The sequence below is a fragment of the Pseudolabrys sp. FHR47 genome (assembly GCF_005153485.1).
In the GTDB taxonomy this organism is placed as follows: domain Bacteria; phylum Pseudomonadota; class Alphaproteobacteria; order Rhizobiales; family Xanthobacteraceae; genus Pseudolabrys.
This window is the reverse complement of the sequence record NZ_CP039740.1, coordinates 2,907,995-2,929,315: the sequence shown is the minus strand read 5'-3', so window position 1 is coordinate 2,929,315 and position 21,321 is coordinate 2,907,995. Positions and strand designations below refer to the sequence as shown.

22 protein-coding genes are annotated in these 21,321 nt (G+C 64.0%); 11 read left to right on the top strand and 11 right to left on the bottom strand.

Going from position 1 to position 21,321, the window contains the following annotated elements; all coding sequences use genetic code 11:
• Positions 1–29 precede the first annotated feature (29 nt).
• The 4 genes from E8Q40_RS14400 (at position 30) to E8Q40_RS14385 (ending at position 4,990) form a co-directional block, all read left to right on the top strand.
• Positions 30–1,997: an ABC transporter ATP-binding protein/permease gene (locus tag E8Q40_RS14400; protein ID WP_137045199.1), complete on the top strand. Its 1,968-nt coding sequence runs from the start codon at positions 30–32 to the stop codon at positions 1,995–1,997.
• 129 nt (positions 1,998–2,126) lie between these two features.
• Positions 2,127–2,825, top strand: coding sequence for a phosphatidylserine decarboxylase (locus E8Q40_RS14395; RefSeq protein WP_137045198.1), 699 nt, complete (start codon positions 2,127–2,129; stop codon positions 2,823–2,825).
• Positions 2,826–3,462: 637 nt separating this feature from the next.
• Complete coding sequence (gene pssA, locus E8Q40_RS14390) at positions 3,463–4,359, top strand: CDP-diacylglycerol--serine O-phosphatidyltransferase (protein WP_137045197.1); 897 nt, start codon at positions 3,463–3,465, stop codon at positions 4,357–4,359.
• 22 nt (positions 4,360–4,381) lie between these two features.
• Entirely contained in the window at positions 4,382–4,990 is a 609-nt protein-coding gene (locus E8Q40_RS14385) for an urease accessory protein UreE (RefSeq protein WP_137045196.1), read from the top strand.
• A gap of 3 nt (positions 4,991–4,993) precedes the next feature.
• Here the strand turns inward: E8Q40_RS14385 and E8Q40_RS14380 are convergent, their stop codons facing one another.
• The 3 genes from E8Q40_RS14380 to E8Q40_RS14370 form a co-directional block, all read right to left on the bottom strand.
• Positions 4,994–5,662, bottom strand: coding sequence for a glutathione S-transferase family protein (locus E8Q40_RS14380; RefSeq protein WP_137045195.1), 669 nt, complete (start codon positions 5,660–5,662; stop codon positions 4,994–4,996).
• A gap of 37 nt (positions 5,663–5,699) precedes the next feature.
• Positions 5,700–6,014, bottom strand: coding sequence for an AprI/Inh family metalloprotease inhibitor (locus tag E8Q40_RS14375; protein ID WP_168197845.1), 315 nt, complete (start codon positions 6,012–6,014; stop codon positions 5,700–5,702).
• Positions 6,015–6,099: 85 nt separating this feature from the next.
• Positions 6,100–7,596 (bottom strand): CoA-acylating methylmalonate-semialdehyde dehydrogenase, encoded by a 1,497-nt coding sequence (locus E8Q40_RS14370; RefSeq protein WP_137045193.1) that lies wholly within the window; start codon positions 7,594–7,596, stop codon positions 6,100–6,102.
• Between the two features lie 241 nt (positions 7,597–7,837).
• Between E8Q40_RS14370 and E8Q40_RS14365 the strand changes: the two genes are divergently transcribed.
• The 5 genes from E8Q40_RS14365 (at position 7,838) to E8Q40_RS14345 (ending at position 14,034) form a co-directional block, all read left to right on the top strand.
• Positions 7,838–8,623, top strand: coding sequence for a motility protein A (locus E8Q40_RS14365; RefSeq protein WP_137046736.1), 786 nt, complete (start codon positions 7,838–7,840; stop codon positions 8,621–8,623).
• Positions 8,624–8,659: 36 nt separating this feature from the next.
• Positions 8,660–9,487 carry a flagellar motor protein MotB gene (locus E8Q40_RS14360; RefSeq protein WP_137045192.1) on the top strand — a complete coding sequence of 276 codons (828 nt, stop codon included), beginning with the start codon at positions 8,660–8,662 and terminating at the stop codon, positions 9,485–9,487.
• 164 nt (positions 9,488–9,651) lie between these two features.
• Positions 9,652–11,535 (top strand): potassium transporter Kup, encoded by a 1,884-nt coding sequence (locus tag E8Q40_RS14355; protein WP_168197955.1) that lies wholly within the window; start codon positions 9,652–9,654, stop codon positions 11,533–11,535.
• A gap of 172 nt (positions 11,536–11,707) precedes the next feature.
• Positions 11,708–13,621, top strand: coding sequence for a potassium transporter Kup (locus E8Q40_RS14350; RefSeq protein WP_137045190.1), 1,914 nt, complete (start codon positions 11,708–11,710; stop codon positions 13,619–13,621).
• A 74-nt stretch (positions 13,622–13,695) separates the two neighbouring features.
• A complete protein-coding gene (locus E8Q40_RS14345; RefSeq protein ID WP_137045189.1) occupies positions 13,696–14,034 on the top strand; it encodes a rhodanese-like domain-containing protein in 339 nt (112 codons plus the stop codon).
• Positions 14,035–14,041: 7 nt separating this feature from the next.
• Here the strand turns inward: E8Q40_RS14345 and E8Q40_RS14340 are convergent, their stop codons facing one another.
• From E8Q40_RS14340 to E8Q40_RS14305, 8 genes are all read right to left on the bottom strand, one after another.
• Positions 14,042–14,512, bottom strand: a complete 471-nt coding sequence (locus E8Q40_RS14340; RefSeq protein WP_137045188.1) for a CYTH domain-containing protein — start codon at positions 14,510–14,512, stop codon at positions 14,042–14,044.
• A gap of 10 nt (positions 14,513–14,522) precedes the next feature.
• Positions 14,523–15,446 (bottom strand): lipid A biosynthesis lauroyl acyltransferase, encoded by a 924-nt coding sequence (locus E8Q40_RS14335; RefSeq protein ID WP_137045187.1) that lies wholly within the window; start codon positions 15,444–15,446, stop codon positions 14,523–14,525.
• Complete coding sequence (locus E8Q40_RS14330; protein ID WP_137045186.1) at positions 15,446–16,468, bottom strand: zinc-binding dehydrogenase; 1,023 nt, start codon at positions 16,466–16,468, stop codon at positions 15,446–15,448. The genes E8Q40_RS14335 and E8Q40_RS14330 overlap by 1 nt, the downstream gene beginning before the upstream one ends.
• A gap of 27 nt (positions 16,469–16,495) precedes the next feature.
• Positions 16,496–17,767: a beta-ketoacyl-ACP synthase gene (locus E8Q40_RS14325; RefSeq protein ID WP_137045185.1), complete on the bottom strand. Its 1,272-nt coding sequence runs from the start codon at positions 17,765–17,767 to the stop codon at positions 16,496–16,498.
• 11 nt (positions 17,768–17,778) lie between these two features.
• The gene (locus tag E8Q40_RS14320; RefSeq protein WP_137045184.1) at positions 17,779–18,984 is read right to left on the bottom strand and encodes a beta-ketoacyl-ACP synthase; all 1,206 of its coding nucleotides are present in this window, start codon (positions 18,982–18,984) and stop codon (positions 17,779–17,781) included.
• Complete coding sequence (locus E8Q40_RS14315; RefSeq protein ID WP_137045183.1) at positions 18,977–19,450, bottom strand: 3-hydroxyacyl-ACP dehydratase FabZ family protein; 474 nt, start codon at positions 19,448–19,450, stop codon at positions 18,977–18,979. The genes E8Q40_RS14320 and E8Q40_RS14315 overlap by 8 nt, the downstream gene beginning before the upstream one ends.
• 11 nt (positions 19,451–19,461) lie before the next feature.
• Positions 19,462–19,743: an acyl carrier protein gene (locus E8Q40_RS14310; RefSeq protein WP_056912728.1), complete on the bottom strand. Its 282-nt coding sequence runs from the start codon at positions 19,741–19,743 to the stop codon at positions 19,462–19,464.
• A 185-nt stretch (positions 19,744–19,928) separates the two neighbouring features.
• Entirely contained in the window at positions 19,929–20,261 is a 333-nt protein-coding gene (locus tag E8Q40_RS14305) for a hypothetical protein (RefSeq protein WP_137045182.1), read from the bottom strand.
• A gap of 88 nt (positions 20,262–20,349) precedes the next feature.
• Here E8Q40_RS14305 and E8Q40_RS14300 point away from each other — a divergent pair, with 88 nt between their 5' ends.
• Both E8Q40_RS14300 and E8Q40_RS14295 read left to right on the top strand, forming a co-directional pair.
• On the top strand, positions 20,350–20,712 hold the full coding sequence (locus E8Q40_RS14300) for a hypothetical protein (RefSeq protein WP_137045181.1): 363 nt from the start codon (positions 20,350–20,352) through the stop codon (positions 20,710–20,712).
• A gap of 82 nt (positions 20,713–20,794) precedes the next feature.
• The gene (locus tag E8Q40_RS14295; protein ID WP_137045180.1) at positions 20,795–21,295 is read left to right on the top strand and encodes a copper chaperone PCu(A)C; all 501 of its coding nucleotides are present in this window, start codon (positions 20,795–20,797) and stop codon (positions 21,293–21,295) included.
• Positions 21,296–21,321 lie beyond the last annotated feature (26 nt).

The following is a 21,321-nucleotide window of genomic DNA, read 5'->3' as shown; positions in this document are numbered from 1 at the left end:
ATATGAAAGTGCCTGACCCCGGACCCCGAATGACGCCTCCGCACCAAGCCGCCCAACCTGAACCCCGCGTCTCAGCCGACCGCGGCGCGCTGATGGCGACCATCGTCCATCTGTGGCCCTACATTTGGCCGTCGGATCGGCGCGACCTGAAGATGCGCGTCGTCTGGGCGACCTTGCTGCTGCTGCTCGCCAAGTTCGCCACCATCGTCACGCCCTTCACCTTCAAGTGGGCGACCGATGCGCTGGCCGGCGCCGGCAGCGCGCCCCTCGGCGCCAATGACTGGCTGCTCTGGGCGCTCGCGGCGCCCGTTGCGATGACGCTCGCTTATGGCGGCATGCGCGTCATCATGGCGGTGACGACGCAGATGCGTGATGGCGTCTTCGCCAAGGTGGCGATGCACGCGGTGCGCCGGCTCGCCTACCGCACCTTCGTGCACATGCACGAATTGTCGCTGCGCTTTCATCTCGAGCGCAAGACCGGCGGCCTGACGCGCGTGCTCGAGCGCGGCCGCAACGGCATCGAGACCATCGTGCGCATGGTCATCCTGCAACTGGCGCCGACCATCATCGAGCTGACGCTGATCTGCGTCGTGCTGATGTGGCAGTTCGACTGGCGTTACGTTGTCGTCATCCTCATCACCGTCGCGCTCTATCTGGTGTGGACCTACTACGCCACCGAATGGCGCATCGGCATCCGCCGCAAGATGAACGACAGCGACACCGACGCCAATGTGAAGGCGATCGACTCGCTGCTGAACTACGAAACGGTGAAATACTTCTCCGCCGAGGACCGCGAGTCCGAGCGTTACGACCGCGCCATGGCGCGTTACGAGGACGCGTCCACCCGGGCCTATACCTCGCTCGCGGTGCTCAATGCCGGACAGGCAATCATCTTTACGGCGGGCCTTGCCGCCGCGATGGTGATGGTGGCGACCGAGATCCGCGCCGGCGGCAAGACGGTCGGCGATTTCGTGCTCATCAACGCCATGATGATCCAGCTTTACCAGCCGCTGAATTTCATGGGCATGGTCTATCGCGAGATCAAGCAGGCGGTGACCGATATCGAGCTGATGTTCTCGATCCTCGGCCGGCCGCCGGAAATCAAGGACATTCCCGGCGCCAGGCCACTCGCTGTCAGCGCCGGCAATATCCGTTTCGACAATGTCGCCTTCGCCTATGATCCGGCGCGGCCGATCCTGAAGGGCATCAGCTTCGAGGTGCCGGCCGGCAAGACCGTGGCGGTGGTCGGCCCGTCCGGCGCCGGCAAGTCCACCATCTCGCGGCTGCTGTTCCGCTTCTACGACCTGTCGGGTGGGCGCATCACCATCGATGGCCAGAACATCGCGCGGGTCGCTCAGAAATCCTTGCGCGAAGCCATCGGCATGGTGCCGCAGGACACCGTGCTGTTCAACGACACCATCCGCTACAACATCCGCTATGGCCGCTGGGAAGCGACCGACGCCGAAGTTGAGGAGGCGGCCCGGCTGGCGCAGATCGACGGCTTCATCCGCCTGTCGCCGCAGGGCTACGAGACCGAGGTCGGCGAGCGTGGCCTCAAATTGTCCGGCGGCGAGAAACAGCGCGTCGCGATCGCCCGCACGATCCTGAAGGCGCCGCCGATCCTGGTGCTGGACGAGGCGACCTCGGCGCTCGACAGCCACACCGAGAAGGAAATCCAGGACGCGCTGGAGCGGGTGTCCAAGGGCCGCACCACGCTCGTGATCGCGCACCGGCTTTCGACCATCGTCGGCGCCGACGAGATCATCGTGCTCGACAAGGGAGAGATCGTCGAGCGCGGCAATCACGCGGCGCTGCTCGCGGCCAACGGTCTCTATGCCAGCATGTGGAACCGGCAGCGCGAGGCCGAGGAGGCGCGCGAGCGCCTGGCTCGTGCCGGCGACGAGGAGGCGGCGCCCAACCGCAACCCGCCGCCGGTCGACGATCCGGTGCTGACGGCCGCCGAGCGGTCGGCCACGCCCGCGGATGCCGCGGAATAGCTATCGAATTGCGCGCCGGCTAAGGATATAGGAACGCCAGCGGCGCGCTCCGCGCGCCGCCCTCTCCCTGATGGGGAGAGGGGAAAGAGAGATCCCGGCAACGGTCGAGAAAACGGATAAGAACTTCCCATGTCCATCTACGACTCCATCCGCAAGCAGTTGGTGCCGATCACGCCCGAAGGCTATCCCTTCATTGGCGTATTCGCGCTGGTCAGTCTGGTCCTGTTCTGGATATGGACGCCGCTCGGCTGGATCGGCACGGTGCTCACCGTCTGGTGCATCTATTTCTTCCGTGATCCGCCACGCGTCACGCCGGTGCGCGACGGTCTGATCGTGTCGCCGGCGGACGGCCGCATCAGCATGGTGACGACGACGCCGCCGCCGCACGAACTTGGCCTCGGCCCGAAGCCGATGCTGCGCATCTCGGTGTTCATGAGCGTGTTCGACTGCCACGTGAACCGCTCGCCGGTCGCCGGCCGTGTCGAGAAGATCCTTTATCAGCCCGGCAAGTTCGTGAACGCCGACCTCGACAAGGCCTCGGTCGACAATGAGCGCAATTCGCTGGTGATCGCCACGGGCGGCACCCGCATCGCCGTGGTGCAGATCGCCGGCCTCATCGCGCGCCGCATCGTCTGCTACGTCAAGGAAGGTCAGCCGGTCGGCGCGGGCGAGCGTTTCGGCATGATCCGCTTCGGCTCGAGGCTCGACGTGTATTTGCCCGAGGGCACGCAGCCCCTGGTCGCCGTCGGCCAGACGGCGCTGTCCGGCGAGACCGTGCTGGCGGACCTTTCGGGCGGCGACGAAGGCCGCGGTTTCCGGGTCGGGTAGGGATCGGTGTTCATGTAGCCCGGATGGAGCGCAGCGAAATCCGGGGACAGCCGTTGATCCCGGGTTTCGCTGCGCTTCACCCGGGCTACAAGCGAGACCACCTCGCTCAGAAAATAGTCCTTGACTCTTATTCCTAGGATATTATAGGCTCAATCCGTCCTGCTCGGCCGGGGGCGTCATCTAGAGGCGTCTCGTTGACGGAGCAGGGCGCGGTGCCCGCGGGCCTGGCGAAACGCACGTCAGGCGCTTGGGCGGCGACGGGGCTCCGCCCGGAGGCACTATGACCTCCTGCAAGGAGCTTGCTGATGGTGAGCGCTACCCGCGAAAGCGGATCAGCCGCCAGAAGCGCGGCCCGTGCGCCGTAATGACACCGCGATGGAGCGCCGCGGGGCGCAGGCGTCCTCTCGCAAGGGACGCCTCGCACCCAAAAGGTGCGATCCACAAAGGGCGCCTCGCGGCGCTCCATCCCCTCGGCATGCGCCGAGGGTGGAAGGCTTGTCCCCGCGAAGGCGGGGAGGACGGCAGGCCGCCCCGGGCCTTCAAGAACAGGGGCGGTTAAGCACGTCCGGACGTGAGTCCCGTCACAATTGGGCGCCAAACGTGGCGCAGGCTCCGCCAAACGGCTATAGAGAGGCTCATGGTGTTCCAACCGATCGACCCCACGCCGTCGCCGCGCCGCCCCCGCTTCAAGGCGATCCCGGTGCGCACTCTGGTGCCAAACCTGATCACGCTGCTCGCGCTGTGCGCGGGCCTGACCGCCATTCGCCTCGCCATCGAGAGCAAGCTCGAATGGGCGCTCGCCGCCATCGTCTTTGCCGCGCTGCTCGACGGCATCGACGGCCGCGTCGCGCGGATGCTCAAGGGCACCTCGAAATTCGGCGCCGAACTCGACAGCCTGGCCGACTTCGTGAATTTCGGCGTGGCGCCGGCGCTCATTCTGTATTTCTGGGGCCTGCACGACCTCAAATCGGCGGGCTGGATTGTGGCGCTGGTGTTCGCCATTTGCGCGGGTCTGCGCCTCGCGCGCTTCAACGTCATGGCCGACGATCCCGATGCGCCCGCATGGGCCGGCAACTTCTTTACCGGCATTCCGGCGCCGGCCGGCGCGCTGACCGTGCTGCTGCCGATCTATCTCTATTTCCTCGGTGTACCGAACGGACCGGTGACGATCTGGCTGACCTTCTTCTATACGCTGACGATCGCGCTCCTGATGGTGTCGCGGCTGCCGGTGTTCTCCGGCAAGCGCGTCGGCAAGAGGGTGCCGCCGGAGATGGTGTTGCCGGTCTTCGTGGTGGTGGTGTTGTTCGTGGCGCTGCTGATCAGCTATCCGTGGGAAGTGCTGTCGGCCGGCGCGGTTGTGTATCTCGCCTGCCTGCCGCTCGGCTGGCTGTCCTGGCGCGATTATAAGCGCAAGGATGCGCTGGCGGCCGCCGCCGGTACCCCCGCGTCGCCTGCCGGTGCCGAAGCGGCGCCGCTCGCCGAACCCGGCCCGACCCCCGGCGCCGAGGGCGACCGCCCGGCGCGGCTCAACTGACCGTTACGAAAGCAATCCGACCATGCCGCGCGCGACCACCATCATTGCCGCTCACGACGCACGCGGCCTTGCCGCGGCCGACAGCGTGCTGCTCGACCACAGCCAGCGCGCCGGCGGTACGCTCAGCGTTGTTACCGTGAAAGGGCAGACGCTCAACTTCGCCTTCCAGGGCCGGCTGCGCCATGACGACGTCATCGCGCTCGACGACGGCAGCCATGTCGAAGTCGTCGCCAGGCCGGAGCCGCTCCTTGAGGCGCGCGCCGCCGACGTCTCGGCGCTGGCACGCATCGCCTGGCATCTCGGCGACCGTCACATCGCGGTGCAACTGTTGCCGAACCGCATCCGCGCACTGCGCGAACCGGCGACAGAGGAACTGCTCAAGGCGCTCGGCGCCAAGGTGACGCCGCTCGAGGCGCCGTTCGAGCCCGAAGGCGGCGCCTATGAGGTGCCGTCAGGTCACGATCATGATCATGGCCACGAACATCATGGGCATCATCACCACGCGCATGATCATCATTCTCATGATCATCATTCTCACGGCGATGCCTGCGGTTGTGGCCACGATCATGCGCATGAGCACGGTGACGACCATGGCCATCATGGCCATGGTCATCACCATCATCACAAGTAAGAATCAGACTTTCTTGTTGCGATAGCCCTGCGTGCCGAGCGGATAGCCCGGCATGAGGTCGTAGGGGTGAGCCCAGCCGGGCAGGGCCTCGATGCGCTTGAGCCAGGCGCCGATCGCAGGATGCTCCTTGGCAATATCGAAACCGAATTCCTCGGCCGGATAATAGAGATAGGCGCACATCGAAATGTCGGCGATGGTCGGGCGGTCGCCGAGCAGGAACGGCGACTTCTCTAGCCGCTTGTTGACGATGGCGAGGTTGCCGTCGATGCGACCCTTGAGAAAGGCGAGCACGGCCGGATCGCCCGGGGGCTTGGCCAGCGTGCGCAGGAAGCGGAACGGACCGAGGAAGCCGTTGACCTTCTGGTTGTCGAAGATCATCCAGCGCAGCGCTTCGAGTTCTTCGTCCTCGCCTTTGGGCAGGAACATGCCGGTTTTGCGCGCGAGATAAGTGAGGATGACGGCCGATTGCGTCAGCTTCTTTGCGCCGTCGACCAGCACCGGCACTTCGCCCATTTCGTTGACGTCACCGCGATATTCGGCCGAGCGCTGCACGCCGGCGCCGAAAAAGTCGATCCACACCGGCTCCCATTTGGCGCCGATCAGGTTGAGCATCAGCGCGGCGCGATAGGCGTTGCCGGATTGAGCGAAGCAGTAGAGCTGGTAGTCGGCCATTGAACAGAGCCCCCTTGGAGTTTCGTTGCGGCGAAGTTTAGCGCGAAAGCGTGAGCGGTGTCGCGGTGCCGGATTTTCCCGCGAAGCGGTCTCCGGCATTGCGGAAGGCACCGAGCGCGCCGCCTTCGTCATCGACGATGGTGAGTTCGCCATTGGCGAGCCGCCAGCGCCGCGCGAGGAAAAAGCGCTCCGGGCAGCCGCCATCGGGCGTCACGCGGCCTTCCGTTGCGCCCGGCGGCCCGATGAAGGTCAGCCCGCAGGTCGGCGCATTCGGGGCGGCGAGGACCCAGCGGCCTTCCATGCCGACTTCGGCGGCGGCTACGGCTTGCGGCTTTTCATCGTCGGCGGACATGAGCGAAGCGCCGCCGCCGCAAGCCGCGAGCGCGAATGACAGCATGGCAAATGAAAGGCCGATGGCGCGGCGCAACGTCGGTCCTTTACTTCATCGTCGGGATCGTGAACTCGGCGCCGCCTTTGGTGCCGCTCGGCCACCGCGACGTTACCGTCTTGGTCTTTGTATAGAAGCGTACCGAGTCGGGTCCATGCTGATTGAGGTCGCCGAAGCCGGAGCGCTTCCAGCCACCGAAGGTGTGATAGGCGAGCGGCACTGGAATGGCGAAATTGACGCCGACCATGCCGACCTGCACGCGGTTGACGAAGTCACGCGCCGCGTCGCCGTCGCGGGTGAAGATGGCGACACCGTTGCCGTACTCGTGCGTCGAGGGCAGGGCGACGGCTTCCTCGTAGTCCTTGGCGCGGACGACCGACAGCACGGGCCCGAAGATCTCTTCCTTGTAGATCTTCATGTCGGGCTTCACGTTGTCGAACAGGCAGCCGCCCATAAAGAAGCCATTCTCGTAGCCCTGCATCTTGAAGCCGCGGCCGTCGACGGCGAGCTTGGCGCCTTCCTTGACGCCGGTGTCGACGTAGTTTTTCACGCGTTCCAGCGCCGCTTTGGTGACCAGCGGGCCGTAATCGGCCTGCGGATCGGTGGATAGGCCGATCTTCAGCGTCTCGACGCGCGGGATCAGCTTTTCCATCAAAATGTCCGCGGTCTTCTGTCCGACCGGCACCGCGACCGAAATCGCCATGCAGCGCTCGCCGGCCGAGCCGTAGCCGGCGCCGATCAGTGCATCGACCGCCTGATCCATGTCGGCGTCAGGCATCACGATCATGTGGTTCTTGGCGCCGCCGAAGCACTGCACCCGCTTGTTGTGCGCGGCCCCGGTCGCATAGATGTATTGCGCGATGTCGGACGAGCCGACGAAGCCGATCGCCCGAACGCGCGGGTCGGTCAGGATGGTGTCGACCGCCTCCTTGTCGCCATTGACGACATTGAGGATGCCTTCCGGCAGGCCGGCCTCGAGGAACAGTTCGGCGATGCGCATCGGCACCGAAGGATCGCGCTCCGACGGTTTGAGGATGAAGGCGTTGCCGCAGGCAATGGCGGGTGCCGCCTTCCACAGCGGGATCATGGCCGGGAAGTTGAACGGGGTGATGCCGGCGACGACGCCAAGCGGCTGGCGGATGGAATAGAGATCGATGCCGGGGCCGGCGCCTTCGGTAAACTCGCCCTTGAGAAGGTGCGGAATACCGCAGGCGAATTCGACCACCTCGACGCCGCGCTGGATGTCGCCTTTGGCATCCGGCACGGTCTTGCCGTGCTCGGAGGACAGCAGCTTGGCGAGGCTTTCGGTCTCTTTGGCGATCAGCTCAAGGAATTTGAACATCACCCGGGCGCGGCGCTGGGGATTGGTCGCGGCCCAGGCCGGCTGGGCGGCTTCGGCATTGGCGATGGCCTTCTCGACCTCGGCCTTTGAGGCCAAAGCGACCTTGGCCTGCACCTCGCCGGTATTCGGATCGAACACATCGCCGGTGCGGCCCGAGCTCCCCTTGACGGTCTTGCCGCCGACAAAATGACCGATTTCGCGCATGGCTCCGAATCCTCCCGGTTAATTCTTTTCTAACAGCCGTAGCCGTCCCGACGCGCATTGGAAGACCTTTTGGCAAAGATTTCCAGCGTATTTGATCCGCTGGTTGCCGATCGGTCGTGGTTCACGGTCGTCCTGTATTTCCGTTCGATTAGCCTTTACCGGGTCTTAATAGCGACCGTCTAGGGTCTCGGGACGCGGCTATGCGTCCCGTGTGTGTCGCCTTTGTTGAGTGGAGTGAATGATGGATATCACGACCGGTATCGGCCTGGTGGCTGGCGTTGCCGTCATCGCGACACTCATCCTGATGGGCGGCGACTTCGGGATGTTCTATGACGTCCACGCCATCATCATCATCGGTGGTGGTTCGCTTTCCGCAACGCTCATCCGCTTCCCGCTCTCGGCGATGCTGCACGGCCTGCCGCTCGGCATGAAGTTCGCCTTCACCATGCGCAACATCACCCAGCGCGAACTGGTCGATGAGATCGCCGGACTTGCAGAAATCATGCGTAAGGAAGGCCCGATCGGCCTGGAGAAGGCCGAGACCGAAGACCCGTTCCTCGCCAAGGGCATCCGCTTTGTCGCCGACGGCTACGATGCCGGCTTCATCCGCGACAACCTCGAGCGCGATCGCGACAACTTTCTCACCCATCTCGACGAAGGGCAGAAGATCTATCGCGCGATCGGCGACTGCGCGCCGGCCTTCGGCATGATCGGCACGCTGATCGGCATGGTGCAGATGTTCGCCAACATGACCGACCCCTCCAAGCTTGGTCCGTTCATGGCCGTGGCGCTGCTGGCGACCCTGTACGGCGCGCTGGTCGCCAATCTGTTCTGTCTACCAATCGCCGACAAACTGCACGTCAAGCTGGTGGACGAAGAAATCAATCGCACGCTGATCATCGACGGCATCTTGATGATGCGCGAAGCCAAGAGCCCGGCGCTGGTGCGCGAGATGTTGCTCGCTTACCTGCCGGAGAAACACCGTCATTCCGAAGACGCGGCGGAGGGTGCTCCGGCGACGGCCTAAGGGCAGGGCGGGGCGTCCATTTCAGAGTATTAGTTTATGGCCAAGAAACGCGGCGGCGGACACGGTGGCGGTCACGGCTGGTTCGTCACCTTCGCGGACCTCATGGGTCTGCTGATGAGTTTCTTCGTGATGCTCGTCGCGTTCTCCACCCAGGATCAGGCCAAGCTACAGGTCGTCGCGGGCTCGATGCGCGATGCCTTCGGCGTTCAGGACAAGGTCCGTTATTCGGGCGTGCTCGAGGTCATGGGCTTGCCGACCCGGCCCAAGCTCAAGAGCGTCGCCAATATCGATCCCAAGGATGCCTCGCCGACGCCGGCGCCCGACGAAAAGGGCATGAACCGGACCTACGGCGCACGCATGAAGGAGGATCGCAAATTCGCACTGGCCGCCGCGTCCTTGCGTCAGGCGTTGCAGAGCATGCCCGAGATCACCGAAGTATCGAAGCACGTGATGCTGGAAGAGACCCGGCAAGGGCTCAACATCGAAATCACCGATCAGGACGGCCGTTCGATGTTCGCCGACGGCTCCAAAGAGCCATATGAGCGCACGCGGCTTCTGATCCAGCGTATTGCGCCGGCGCTCAAGGCGATGCCGTTCCGTATTTCCATTACCGGACACACGGCAACCTCCTCGATACCGCCGCGGCCAGGCTATGGGCCGTGGGAACTTTCCGCCGACCGGGCCAATGCGGTACGCCAGATTCTCGCCGCGGAAGGCGTGCCGGCCGGCCATATCTTCATGGTTGCCGGCAGGGCCGATACGGACCCGCTGTTTCCCGACAGCCCGTCGCTCGCGCCGAACCGCCGCGTGACCATCACGCTGATCCGCGAGGAGCCGCCGATACCGACCGATCTGAGCCCCTGACGGAGCTTACGGCTGTTCGGCCGGATCGATGTGCCGTCAACAAGTCAAGCGTAAAGGCCGGTATTCTCTCTCCGGGGCCGGTGATATAAGCCCGCCTTCCAGGTCCCGTCGCGGACCCGATAGCGAAGAGAGACGGTGTGAACGAACCGGCAGCGTCGGCCGACGTGACGGCCCCGGCCACTGGCGAGACCAAGGCACCGGGCTTCTATGCGCTCGCTCTTGGCAGCGTCGGCGTCGTCTACGGCGACATCGGTACCAGCCCGCTTTACGCATTCCGCGAGGCCGCCCTGGCGGCCAGCAACGAGCGCGGCGTCACCCCGGATATCGTGCTCGGCGTGCTGTCGCTCATCGTCTGGGCGCTGATCTTCACCGTGACGCTCAAATACGTGCTGCTGCTGCTGCGCGCCGACAATAATGGCGAGGGCGGCACTTTGTCGCTGATGGCGCTGGCCACGCGCGCGGTCGGCCGCCGCACTCCGTTCATCCTGATACTCGGCGTGATCGGCGCGGCCATGTTCCTCGGCGATTCAGTGATCACGCCGGCGATCTCGGTATTGTCCGCGGTCGAAGGCCTGAAGCTCGCCAACCCTGCGTTCAGTCATTACGTCGCGCCACTCGCCGTTCTCATCCTGATTGCGCTGTTCGCGGTGCAGTCACGCGGCACGGCCAAGGTCGCGGCATTCTTCGGACCGATCATGGTCATCTGGTTCGTGTCGATCGCGATCGCCGGCGCGCTGCACATTTTTGACGATCCGCATGTCCTGATGGCGTTGAATCCGGTCTATGCGGTTTCGTTTATGCTCAGTCACGGCCATATCGGTCTGATTACCTTGGGTGCCGTGTTTCTGGTGGTGACCGGTGGCGAAGCACTCTACGCCGACCTTGGGCATTTTGGCCGCAAGCCGATCCAGTTGGCTTGGCTCGGTCTCGTACTCCCGGCATTGCTGATCAATTATTTCGGGCAAGGCGCCCTCGTGCTCGCCAATCCGGCGGCCATTGAAAATCCCTTTTATCTTCTGGTGCCGCAGGGCCTGTTGTTGCCGATGATCGTGATGGCGACAGCCGCCACCGTCATCGCCAGCCAGGCGGTGATCACCGGTGCCTATTCGCTGGTCCATCAGGCAATCCAGCTCGGCCTGTTGCCGCGCCTGACCATCCTGCACACGTCGGCATCGCAGGTCGGGCAAATCTACATTCCGCGTGTGACCTTTGCCCTGCTGGTCGGAGTTCTGCTGCTGGTCGGTCTGTTCAGGTCGTCAGGCTCGCTCGCCGCGGCTTACGGTATTGCGGTGGCGACGACGATGGTGGTCGACTCGCTCCTCGGCTTCTTCGTGTTCTGGAAGCTTTGGCGGCTGAAGGTGTGGCAGGCGGCGCTTCTGGTCGCGCCGTTTGTTGTCATCGACTCAGTGTTCTTCTCGGCCAATTTGCTCAAGGTGACGGAAGGCGCCTGGCTGCCGCTCCTGTTCGGCGCGACGGTGGTGATGATCATTCTCACCTGGCGGCGTGGCACAGGCATATTGCTCAACAAGACGCGGCGCGCCGAAGTGCCGATCGATACGCTTCTGCGCAATCTCGAGAAGCGGCCGCCGCATATGGTGCAAGGCACCGCCGTATTCCTGACCAGTGATCCGGATTTCGCCCCGACCGCGCTGTTGCACAATCTCAAGCACAACAAGGTGCTGCACGAGCACAACGTCATCCTCACGATCGTTACCGGCGATACGCCGCGCGTTCCGGATACCGAGCGCGTACAGTTCACGCCGCTGTCGGAGCACTTCGCACGGGTAACACTGAAGTTCGGCTACATGGATACGCCAAACGTGCCGAAGGCGCTGGCGATCGCACGCAAGCACGGCTGGCAGTTCGACATCATGTCCACGTCGTTCTTCCTGTCGCGGCGCACGCTGCGGCCGTCGGCGCAGTCTGGAATGCCGACCTGGCAGGATCATCTATTCATCGCGTTGGCGCGCTCGGCGAGCGATGCCACTGACTTCTTCCAGATTCCGACCGGCCGCGTCGTCGAAGTCGGCACCCAGGTGACAGTCTGAGGGCTTTATCTAAGCCTTTGTATTCACAACAAAATAATTCCGATTGTCTTGTGCTTTCGGTACGCGCCGATAGCATGGCTTGCGAAAACGCAAGGCTGGGCCTTGCAGATTTGAGTTGATTGTACCGCCGTTCCGCGGCTTTGCATGGCCGTAGCAGCAGGATTCCTATTTCATGACCCAACCCGCATCCGCTATTTCGGGCCTGTCGGCCGACGGGGCCGGTGCGCGTCATGCCGGCTTCTGGGCGTTGACGCTCGGCAGCATCGGCGTCGTCTATGGCGACATCGGCACCAGCCCGCTTTACGCGTTGCGCGAGTCTGTCGTAGCGGCGGCGGGTGAGGGTAATCCAGTGACCGAGGCGATCATCCTCGGCATCCTGTCGCTGATCATCTGGGCGCTGCTTCTCGTAGTGACCGCGAAATATGTGCTGATCCTGCTGCGCGCCGACAACAACGGCGAAGGCGGCACGCTGGCGCTGATGGCACTTGCATCGCGCGCGCTCGGCCGTTCGAGCGGTTTCGTGATCCTGCTTGGCGTCATCAGCGGTGCGCTGTTCTATGGCGACGCCATCATCACGCCGGCGCTGTCGGTGCTGTCGGCGATTGAAGGTTTGAAGATCGTGACACCGGCCTTCGAGCATTACGTCGTGCCGCTCACGGTCGTCATCCTGGTCGCGCTGTTTGCCGTGCAGTCGCGCGGCACAGCCAAGGTGGCGACGTTCTTTGGGCCGCTGACCTTGATCTGGTTCGCGGCGCTGGCTGTTGCCGGCATCGTGCATATCGCCGGCAATCCGCTTGTGCTACTGGCCTTCAATCCATATTACGGCCTCAACTTCCTCCTGCATCATGGCATCATCGGCTTCTTCACGCTCGGCGCCGTGTTTCTGGTCGTCACCGGCTCGGAAGCGTTATACGCCGACCTCGGACATTTCGGTCGCGGTCCGATCCGCTTTGCCTGGCTTGTGGTGGTGCTGCCATCGCTGACCATCAATTATCTCGGGCAGGGCGCGCTGGTGCTGGCCGATCCGAAGGCCATCGCGAACCCGTTCTTCCTGATGTATCCGCAATGGGCGCTGCTGCCGATGGTGGTTTTGGCCGCAGCGGCCACCGTCATCGCCAGTCAGGCGGTGATCACCGGCGCTTATTCGCTGACGCGGCAGGCGATCCAGCTTGGCCTCTTGCCGCGGCTTGAAATTCGCCACACCTCGGAGGAGGTGTCTGGCCAGATCTACATGCCGCGGGTCAATCTTCTGCTGCTGATCGGTGTGCTTCTGCTGGTGGCGTTGTTCCGCTCGTCGAGCGCATTGGCTTCGGCCTATGGCATCGCCGTCACGGGCACCATGGTGGTGACCGCCTTGATGGCGATCGTCGTCATCAACAAGGTCTGGCGCTGGCCGCTCGTTGCGGCGCTGGCGCTGATGCTGCCATTCCTTCTCATCGACCTGACGTTCCTCGTCTCGAACCTGCTCAAGCTGTTCGAAGGCGGCTGGATGCCGCTGGCGCTCGGCGCTGTCGTGATGGTCGTGATGTATACCTGGCGGCGCGGCAGTCGGCTCCTGATCCAGAAAACGCGTAAGCTGGAAATTCCGCTCGAGACGCTCGTCTCCAGCCTGGAGAAGAAGCCACCGGCGCGCGTGCCGGGTACGGCCGTGTTCCTGACCGGCGACCCGGCCTTTGCGCCGACCGCGCTGATGCACAGCCTCAAGCACTACAAGGTGCTGCACGAGCATAACGTCATCCTCACCGTCGAGACGGCCGATACGCCGCGTGTCGACGTTGCCGAACGGGTGCGCATCGAGCCCGTCGGCGAGACTTTCTCACGCGTCGTGCTGCGCTTCGGCTTCATGGAGCAGCCGAACGTGCCCAAGGCGCTCGCTGTGGCGCGCAAGCTCGGCTGGACCTTCGATATCATGTCGACGTCGTTCTTCCTGTCGCGGCGCCTGCTCAAGCCGGCGGCCCAATCCGGAATGCCGCGCTGGCAGGACCGGCTGTTCATTTCGCTGTCGCGCACGGCCAATGACGCGACCGACTACTTCCAGATTCCGACCGGCCGCGTCGTCGAGGTGGGCACCCAGGTGACCATTTAGCGCCTTAAAAAGCCGCGTGCGGCAGGCTGAAAACCCGGCTAAACAGGGCCATTCGGACTGAAGGAGTTGCCGTCATGGCCGACGAAATGCCGCGCGCCGGCGAGGTGATCAATCTCACGCCGCAGGAGGTGGCCGAGGGCGTGCGCGCCGGCCGCATGCTTCTTATCGACGTGCGCGAGCCCAATGAGACGGCGGCAGAAAGCTACCCGGACGCGGTGGTGCTACCGCTGTCGTCGTTTGATCCGTCCGAAATTCCCGATCCGCAGGGCAGGCAGGTGGTCTTTGCCTGCCGCTCCGGCCGGCGGTCGATCACGGCGTCGGTGGCGGCGCAGGACGCCGGTTATCCCTACAACCATCATCTCGCCGGGGGCATCCTCGGATGGAAGGCAGCCGGGTTGCCGACCCGAACCTGACCCGGAGTCAACGCCCGGTGCTGGGCAGGCCGTTCGTCGCAAGCGATGAATTGCCGTAGCGCGGATCCCCGGTCACCTCGGCGCCGAGCCAGTGCGGTCGCTCGAATTCCGCCGTCTCGGCCGGCAGTTCGATTTCAGCGATGACGAGCCCGTCCAGATCGCCGGCGAACACGTCGATCTCCCAGCGCAAGAGGCCAGCCGGGGCAATGTGGCGCCGCTTCTCGATGATGCGGCCGGTTCTCAAGGCGAGCATGGCCTCGGCATCGACGAACGGGATGGCGATTTCGAATTCCTGCCGCGTCAGGCCGGCACCGGCGCTCTTGATGGTCAGGAACGCCGCGCGGCCCGAGAGACGCACGCGCACCGTGTTGGTGTCGGTCACCGACAGATAGGCTTGCCGGATATCGAGATGATCGGTGACGGATGACCTCCATCCGTCGCCAGCGACCAGAAATTTTCGTTCGATTTCGGTGGCCATGAAACGTGCGTCAGCGCCAGCGACGGTGCAGCCATAGCCATTGCTCCGGATGCTCTCGCACCCAGGATTCGATGATGCTGGTGATCATCTGCATGGTCGCGGCGATATCCACGTTGCCTTGTGCGTCGCGCATCGGCTTGATCTCGTCGGTCAGCTCCGCAGTAAAACGATTGCCCGGCAGGCGAATGACACGCACGCCGACGATGGGACAATCGAAATGCTGCGCCAGCCGCGCGATCAGCGGATTGGCGTTGGTCTTGCGGCCGAAGAACGTCACCTCGACGCCGCGCACGTAATACTGATCGACCAGCATGCCGATATGGGCGCCGCGTTTGAGCGCGTCGGCAATTCGCACCGGCGCATCGAGACCGGTCGCGATAAGTTCACCCATGCTGGCGGCGCGGGTCTTGCGCACCCAGCGGTCGATCGCGGCGATGTTCGGCCGGCGATACAGCACGGCGCTGTCGACGCCCTGCGCGGCGGCGAACACCGCCGGCAGTTCCCAGTTGGCCAGATGGGCCGTGAACACGAGCGCCGGTTTGCCGTCATTGGCCAGTTCGAGGAACTTGTCGAACAGCGGCTGCGGAATCTCGAGCCGTCCGCGTTCGGGGTGCGCGCGGTCGTAGTCGATGAGGCGGTCGAGCTGCGTGAACTCGGCGCCGACGCGGCCGAGATTGTCCCAGACGCCGAGCAGGATGCGGTCGATTTCCTGCGGCGACTTCTCTGGAAACGCAGCGGTGAGGTTGGCGCGGCCGATCTTGTGTTCGGGGAGCAGGGGGCCGATCAACCGCATGAAGCGGCCGGCTGCATTTGCTGCTGCGTCGGGGCGTGCCAGGCGCATCAGATGAATGACGCCGATCGCCAGCGCGCCGGCGATGGCGTTGCCCGTAGCCTTCAGGCTGCGGCGCCAGGCACTATTACGGGACGATGCCATCAGAAATTGACGATAACTTTGCCGAAGACCTGGCGACCTTCGAGCCGCGCCAGGCCCTTCTCGAAGTCGGTGAGCGCGAATTCGCTGTCGATGATCGTCGACATGCCGTCCGCCATCTTGGCGAGGCTCTCGTGGATGTTGCGGATGGTGCAGCCGAACGAACCGAAGATCTTGTACTGCTGCTGGAACAGCTGCATCAGGTTGATGGTCACGGTCGGACCGGCGGTCGAGCCGCAGGTGACGAGGCGGCCGCCGCGCTTCAGGCAGAACAGCGAGGCGTTGAAGCCTTCGCCGCCGACATGTTCGAACACGACATCGACGCCCTTCTTCTGCGTGAGCTTGCGCGTCACGCCTTCGAAGCGGTCGGTCTTGTAGTTGATGACATGATCGGCGCCCAGCGCCTTGGCTTTTTCGGCTTTGGCGTCGTCGCCGACGGTGGTGATGACGGTGCAGCCGAGCGCCTTGGCCATTTTGATCGCGACCGAACCGATGCCGGACCCGGCGGCGTGGACGAGGACAGTCTCGCCGTTCTTGAGCTTCGCGTTGTCGAACAGCATGTGCTGCGTGGTGCCGAAGGCGATCGGCGCGCAGGCGGCATCGCGCAGGCTGACATTATCTGGGACGGGGACCACGAGGCGCGCCGGTATATTCATGAGGTCGCGGGCGAAGCCGTCGATGTGGAAGCCGAACACGCCGCCGACATTTTCACACAGGTTGTCGCGGCCATCGCGGCAGTTGGCGCAATGCCCGCAGGTCATCGCGCCGTACATCGTGACTTTCTGCCCCGGCTTGAAGTTGGTCACGCCGGGGCCGACCGCGGCGATCTCGCCGGAGGCCTCAGCGCCGACGATCAGCGGCAGCTTGCGCTTGGCGAAAGCCATGCCGCGAAAGCCCCAGACGTCGAGGTGATTGAGGCCAACGGCCTTGATACGGACCTGGACTTCGCCCTCGGCGGGCGCGGCGGGGTCGGGCAGGTCGACCAGTTCGAGCTGGCGGTCGCCGATCAGTTGCAATGCGCGCATGTTTTATGAACTCGGCCGTGCGGCGACTTACGCCGCCGGTTCCAGGCCCATGATCAGCGACACGTTCTGACCGCCGAAGCCGAACGAGTTCGACATGGCGTGCGTGACGCGGGCATCGCGGGCTTTGTTGGGCACGACGTCGAGCTGGATCGCCGGGTCGGGCACGTCGTAATTGATGGTGGGCGGAATACGCTGGTTCTGCAGCGTCAGCAGCGAGAACACGGCCTCGACCGCGCCAGCCGCCGACAGAGTATGGCCGATCATCGACTTGTTCGACGAGATCGGTACCGTCTTCACGCGCTCGCCAAGGGCGGCGGTGAGGCCGGTATATTCCATCTTGTCGTTTTCAGGCGTCGAGGTGCCGTGTGCATTGATGTAGTCGATGGCATCGGCGTCGAGGCCGGCATCCTTCAGCGCGTTCTTGATGCAGCCGATGATCGGCTTGCCGTCCGGGCTCGAGCGGGTGCGGTGGAAGGAGTCGGCCATCTCGCCGCAGCCTTCCATCACGCCGATGATTTTGGCGCCGCGGGCCTTCGCCGAGTCGTAGCTTTCCAAGACTAGCGCGCCGGCGCCTTCGGCCATGATGAAGCCGTCGCGGTTCTTGGCGAAGGGGCGCGAGGCGCCCTGCGGATTGTCGTTGGTGGTCGACAGCGCGGACAGCAGCGAGAAGCGGATGACCGCTTCGGGATTGATCGAGCCATCGGTGCCGATGCAGAGCGCGGCGTCGGTGTCGCCGCGGCGGATCGCTTCGACGCCGAGCTGGATGGCGCTGGCGCCGGACGCGCAGGCGGTCGATAGCGAGATCGGCGAGCCTTGCGTGCCGAACTTGTCGGCGATGTGGTTGGCAACCGAGCCGAATAGGAAGCGTTCGTGATAGGCGGGAAACTGCGGGGCCACGCGCAGCAGGTCGTCATAAGTCAGCGCGGCATTGGCGCCCGACTTGGCGCTCAATTCCATGCGTTGCGGCCATTCGATTTCGATCGGCGGCACGGCGACGAACAGCGGGCCCGGGAACGATCCGGCAGAGCCGACGCCGGACTGCGCGACGGCTTCCTCGGCGGCGAGATCGGCGAAGCGTTCGGCCAGAGCGGCGGATGTCATCTCGCCAAGAAAATCGATGGTGCCGGCGATGCGGGTCTTCATGCCGTCGGTGGCGAAACGGGTGATCTCGCGAATGCCGGATTGGCCCGCGGTGAGCTTGGCCCAGTTGTCGACTTTGCCCGCGCCCAGTGAGGTGACGACGCCCAGGCCGGTTACAACGACGATGGGCCTGCCGAACTTGTCTTTCCCGGAAGCCATTTTGCTCTCCCTCAGCCGACGCGTTCGACCAGCGCCATGCCTTCGCCGCGCCAATGGCCGACGCCGGTCACCACGACCTGATCCAGAGGGCCGCTCATCGGCTTCTCCAGTCCGGTCGGATCGCTCGGCGGGTAAAGGCTACCATGAGCGAGCGCCACAGTCGCCAGGGCCACATTCATCGCGAATTGCGGCTCCATCCCATGACCGAGATAGGTGCCGGTAGCGCGCACGGCAAGCTCACCATGCTGCTCGAGGAAGGCGCGTTCTTCGGCGGTCGCCTGGGCGGCGCCGGTCGCGCCCGACAGGACGGCAGCATGGCCGCCTTTGACCTTGTCCTTGATCTTGTCCCAAAGCTTACCCAGTGTCTGGGTGATGGTGCCAGGCTGGCGCGAGGCGCGGTCGGCGACCACCGAGGACAGACGCGCCAGCGGCTTGGCGCCGCGCTTTTCGGCGTGCTCACGCGATTCAATTACCAGGAAAGCGCCCAGCGAGCCGAGCGCGAAGCCGCCCAAAGACCCGTTAATGTCGCCGCGCTCCCAAACAGGAACGAGCTTATCCTTCAGGCATTCTCCGGCGAATTCATAGAGCATGAGCATGTCGGGGCGTTCGCCGTTGTGGGCGCCACCGACGAGGGCGATGTCACTCTGGCCCGCGGCAATGCGCGAGAGAGCGATGCGTACCGCATCGACGCCGGCGGCTTCCTCGCCCATGAACGTCCGCGACGAGCCGGTGACGCCATGCACAATCGAAATATTGCCGGCGAGAAGATTGGATAGCTGCGCCAGGAAGAGGGTGGGGCGGAGATCGCCCATCAGGCGCTCATTGAGAAACGCCGCAGGATTGGCCGCTTGCGTGTAGCCGTTCAGGATCGTTGCATCGACCTTGAGATCGCGCTCACCGCCGCCGGCCGCGACGATCATGTCCATCTGCGAGAGGATTTCGGTGTTGCCTTTGACACCGGCGGAGTCGAGCGCGAGGCCGGCGGCGTAAGTGCCGATGCGCTGCCAGTTTTCCATCTGGCGCTGATCGCCCTTCTTCGGGATCTGCGCGTCGAAGTTCACTGGCGCCAGCGGATGTACGACGAACGGCGCGAAGGTGGTCGCGTCGGCGGATGGTTGACCCGCCGACAACTTCTGCCAGTGCGCGTCAACGCCTTCGCCGAGCGTGGAGACGATGCCGACACCCGTGATCCAGGCTTCGCGCTTCGCCTCATGCATTGAGTGCCGCCTCCGGCGTGAGGCCGACGCGGGCGGCCAGTTTGAGCATTTCGCAGGCGAGCTCCTTGTTGGGGAACTCCATCACGCGCAGGGTGATGGTGGCGTCGCAAACCTGCTTGCCGTTGTTCTTCACCTTGGCGTCGAGCACGGCATAGCCGGAGCCCTCGTGCACGAGCTTGGATTCGATGTTGAGCACGTAGCCGGGCAGGACGAAGGTGCGCATCTTGGCTTCCTTGACGGAAGCCAAAAAGGGCATGCGTTCGAAGCGGTTCATCGCCGAGATCAGCCAGCCGGAGGTCTGCGCCATGGCTTCGATGAGCAGGACGCCCGGCATCAGCGGAAAACCGGGGAAATGGCCCTCGAAAACAGTGCTGGCGGACGGCACCGTGGCCTCGCAGCTGATGCGCCGCTCGGCGAGATCAAGGTCGACGATGCGGTCGATCAGCTGAAAATACTCGAGGCGCATAGCGTTAGGCGTCAGGCCCCTTTGGCGGCCACGAGCTCGTCGATGCGAGCGGCCAGGTTCTTGAGGACGAAATACTGATCGGTGGTCGCCTTGCCGTCGGAGACCTCCTGGGTCCACTGCTCGAGCGGCAGCTTGATGCCAAACGCCTTGTCGATGGCGAAGGCGATATCGAGGAAATCCAGGCTGTCGATGCCCAGATCGTTAATGGCATGACTTTCGGGCGTGATGGAATCGCGCGGAATATCGCAGGTCTCGGCGATAATATTAGCAATCGTCTCGAAAGTGGATGACATCTTAACTCTCTGATTTTATTGACATTATTGCGGCAGCCCGGTGCGGGGCGCAAAAACTGTCAGAACCGGCCTGTTAGGGTCGCGAGCCCGTATAGCGAAGCCGCACCCCAAGTTCAATGCCGGGGGCTGCCCATAACCTCGAATTACCAAGGCCTTGGCGGGGATAACGAGAGGATTTCCGAGGATTAAAAGCGTTCCCGGGTTGGAACCTCGACTGGGGTGCAGTCGCGCCGGCCGGTCAGCACGCAATCCTGGTTCTTGCGCATGGTGGCCATGGTGTCGGCCAGCCAGTAACCGACCAGGCCCAGGACCACGACAAAAGCAAAGGCGACGGCGTTGACCGCCATGCGATGGCGGTAATCGTCCGAGGTTTCGTCGCGCGTATACTTGGTCAGGTCCTCGACGACGTCGGTCGTCCGGTCACCGGTTGGCCGTGGCGGCACGGGCGTACCGGGCCGCCGGCTGAAATTGAGTATTTGCGCACCCTGTTCCGGGGCAGGGGTATCGTCGTTCGGCATGACAATGCTCAGCCTATCATGCCTGCTGACGGGTTTCGATGGGACGCGGCGATGGACGCTTCGCAGCCGGAATCATAATATGCGCGCAATGCGCGGGACCTCACATCTTCGGCGTTTGCTGGCCGTGGCGGCAGCCTATGTCGTGGCGCTGCAGCTTGTGCTGCTGCCGCTGACATTAGCGGCGGCCGATCCGTTGTCCGGGCCGCTCTGTTCGCAAGCAGCGGCGAGCGCTGCCGTCCCAGCCGATCCGCTCAAGACGAACACCGGCTGCGCCTGCGCAGCGGGTTGCGGCACGCAATGCTGCGCCAGTTCGGCGTTGGCGGCGCCTTCGTTCACGCATGCCGTAGATCGCAATCCGCTGTGGACGGTGACGCCGACCCTTGTCTTCGGCTCGGCCACGCTGGCACAGGCGCGAAGCCCGCATAATCCGCGCGCGCCCCCGGCCGCGTGATACCGGATCGCCTTGCCATTCAACTTCAATTCGCAGGTCTCGACGCGCTGTGCGCGCGCCCTGCAACTTCAGGAGCTATTCGATGTTTCGTTTCATCTGCGCCGCCGCGCTTGCGGTCACGCTCGTATCACCGACGCTTGCCGCCGACTACACAGCCGGCTCACTCAAGATCTCACAACCTTGGGCGCGCGCGACGCCCAAGGGCGCGCAGGTCGGCGGCGGCTACATGAGCATCACCAATACCGGCTCCGCGCCGGATCGTCTGGTCGGTGGCTCGACCGGCATCTCGTCCTCTTTCGAAATTCATGAGATGAGCATGGACGGCGGCGTCATGAGAATGCGCATGCTGAAAGACGGTCTCGTGATCAAGCCGGGCGAGACCGTGATGCTGAGACCCGGCGGCTATCACGTGATGTTCATGGGCTTGAAGCAGCAGCTCAAGCAGGGGGAAACCTTCAAGAGTACGCTGCAGTTCGAGAAGGCCGGCAAGGTCGATATCGAATACAAGATCGAGAGCTTTGCGGAGGTCGGCCCTGCGAGCAATGGCTCTTCCGGCCACGGCAGCACGAACATGAAGCATTGACCGACGCGAAACGTCGAAAGACTTGC

Coding starts and splice junctions, on each gene's coding strand:
- E8Q40_RS14370 (WP_137045193.1), bottom strand. CDS start 7,596: ATGCGCGAAATCGGTCATTTTGTCGGCGGCAAGACCGTCAAGGGGAGC.
- E8Q40_RS14365 (WP_137046736.1), top strand. CDS start 7,838: ATGGATATCACGACCGGTATCGGCCTGGTGGCTGGCGTTGCCGTCATC.
- E8Q40_RS14335 (WP_137045187.1), bottom strand. CDS start 15,446: ATGGCATCGTCCCGTAATAGTGCCTGGCGCCGCAGCCTGAAGGCTACG.
- E8Q40_RS14325 (WP_137045185.1), bottom strand. CDS start 17,767: ATGGCTTCCGGGAAAGACAAGTTCGGCAGGCCCATCGTCGTTGTAACC.
- E8Q40_RS14315 (WP_137045183.1), bottom strand. CDS start 19,450: ATGCGCCTCGAGTATTTTCAGCTGATCGACCGCATCGTCGACCTTGAT.
- E8Q40_RS14300 (WP_137045181.1), top strand. CDS start 20,350: ATGCGCGGGACCTCACATCTTCGGCGTTTGCTGGCCGTGGCGGCAGCC.
- E8Q40_RS14395 (WP_137045198.1), top strand. CDS start 2,127: ATGTCCATCTACGACTCCATCCGCAAGCAGTTGGTGCCGATCACGCCC.
- E8Q40_RS14310 (WP_056912728.1), bottom strand. CDS start 19,743: ATGTCATCCACTTTCGAGACGATTGCTAATATTATCGCCGAGACCTGC.
- E8Q40_RS14305 (WP_137045182.1), bottom strand. CDS start 20,261: ATGCCGAACGACGATACCCCTGCCCCGGAACAGGGTGCGCAAATACTC.
- E8Q40_RS14400 (WP_137045199.1), top strand. CDS start 30: ATGACGCCTCCGCACCAAGCCGCCCAACCTGAACCCCGCGTCTCAGCC.
- E8Q40_RS14350 (WP_137045190.1), top strand. CDS start 11,708: ATGACCCAACCCGCATCCGCTATTTCGGGCCTGTCGGCCGACGGGGCC.
- E8Q40_RS14320 (WP_137045184.1), bottom strand. CDS start 18,984: ATGCATGAGGCGAAGCGCGAAGCCTGGATCACGGGTGTCGGCATCGTC.
- E8Q40_RS14330 (WP_137045186.1), bottom strand. CDS start 16,468: ATGCGCGCATTGCAACTGATCGGCGACCGCCAGCTCGAACTGGTCGAC.
- E8Q40_RS14375 (WP_168197845.1), bottom strand. CDS start 6,014: ATGTCCGCCGACGATGAAAAGCCGCAAGCCGTAGCCGCCGCCGAAGTC.
- E8Q40_RS14295 (WP_137045180.1), top strand. CDS start 20,795: ATGTTTCGTTTCATCTGCGCCGCCGCGCTTGCGGTCACGCTCGTATCA.
- E8Q40_RS14340 (WP_137045188.1), bottom strand. CDS start 14,512: ATGGCCACCGAAATCGAACGAAAATTTCTGGTCGCTGGCGACGGATGG.
- E8Q40_RS14380 (WP_137045195.1), bottom strand. CDS start 5,662: ATGGCCGACTACCAGCTCTACTGCTTCGCTCAATCCGGCAACGCCTAT.
- E8Q40_RS14385 (WP_137045196.1), top strand. CDS start 4,382: ATGCCGCGCGCGACCACCATCATTGCCGCTCACGACGCACGCGGCCTT.
- pssA (WP_137045197.1), top strand. CDS start 3,463: ATGGTGTTCCAACCGATCGACCCCACGCCGTCGCCGCGCCGCCCCCGC.
- E8Q40_RS14345 (WP_137045189.1), top strand. CDS start 13,696: ATGGCCGACGAAATGCCGCGCGCCGGCGAGGTGATCAATCTCACGCCG.
- E8Q40_RS14360 (WP_137045192.1), top strand. CDS start 8,660: ATGGCCAAGAAACGCGGCGGCGGACACGGTGGCGGTCACGGCTGGTTC.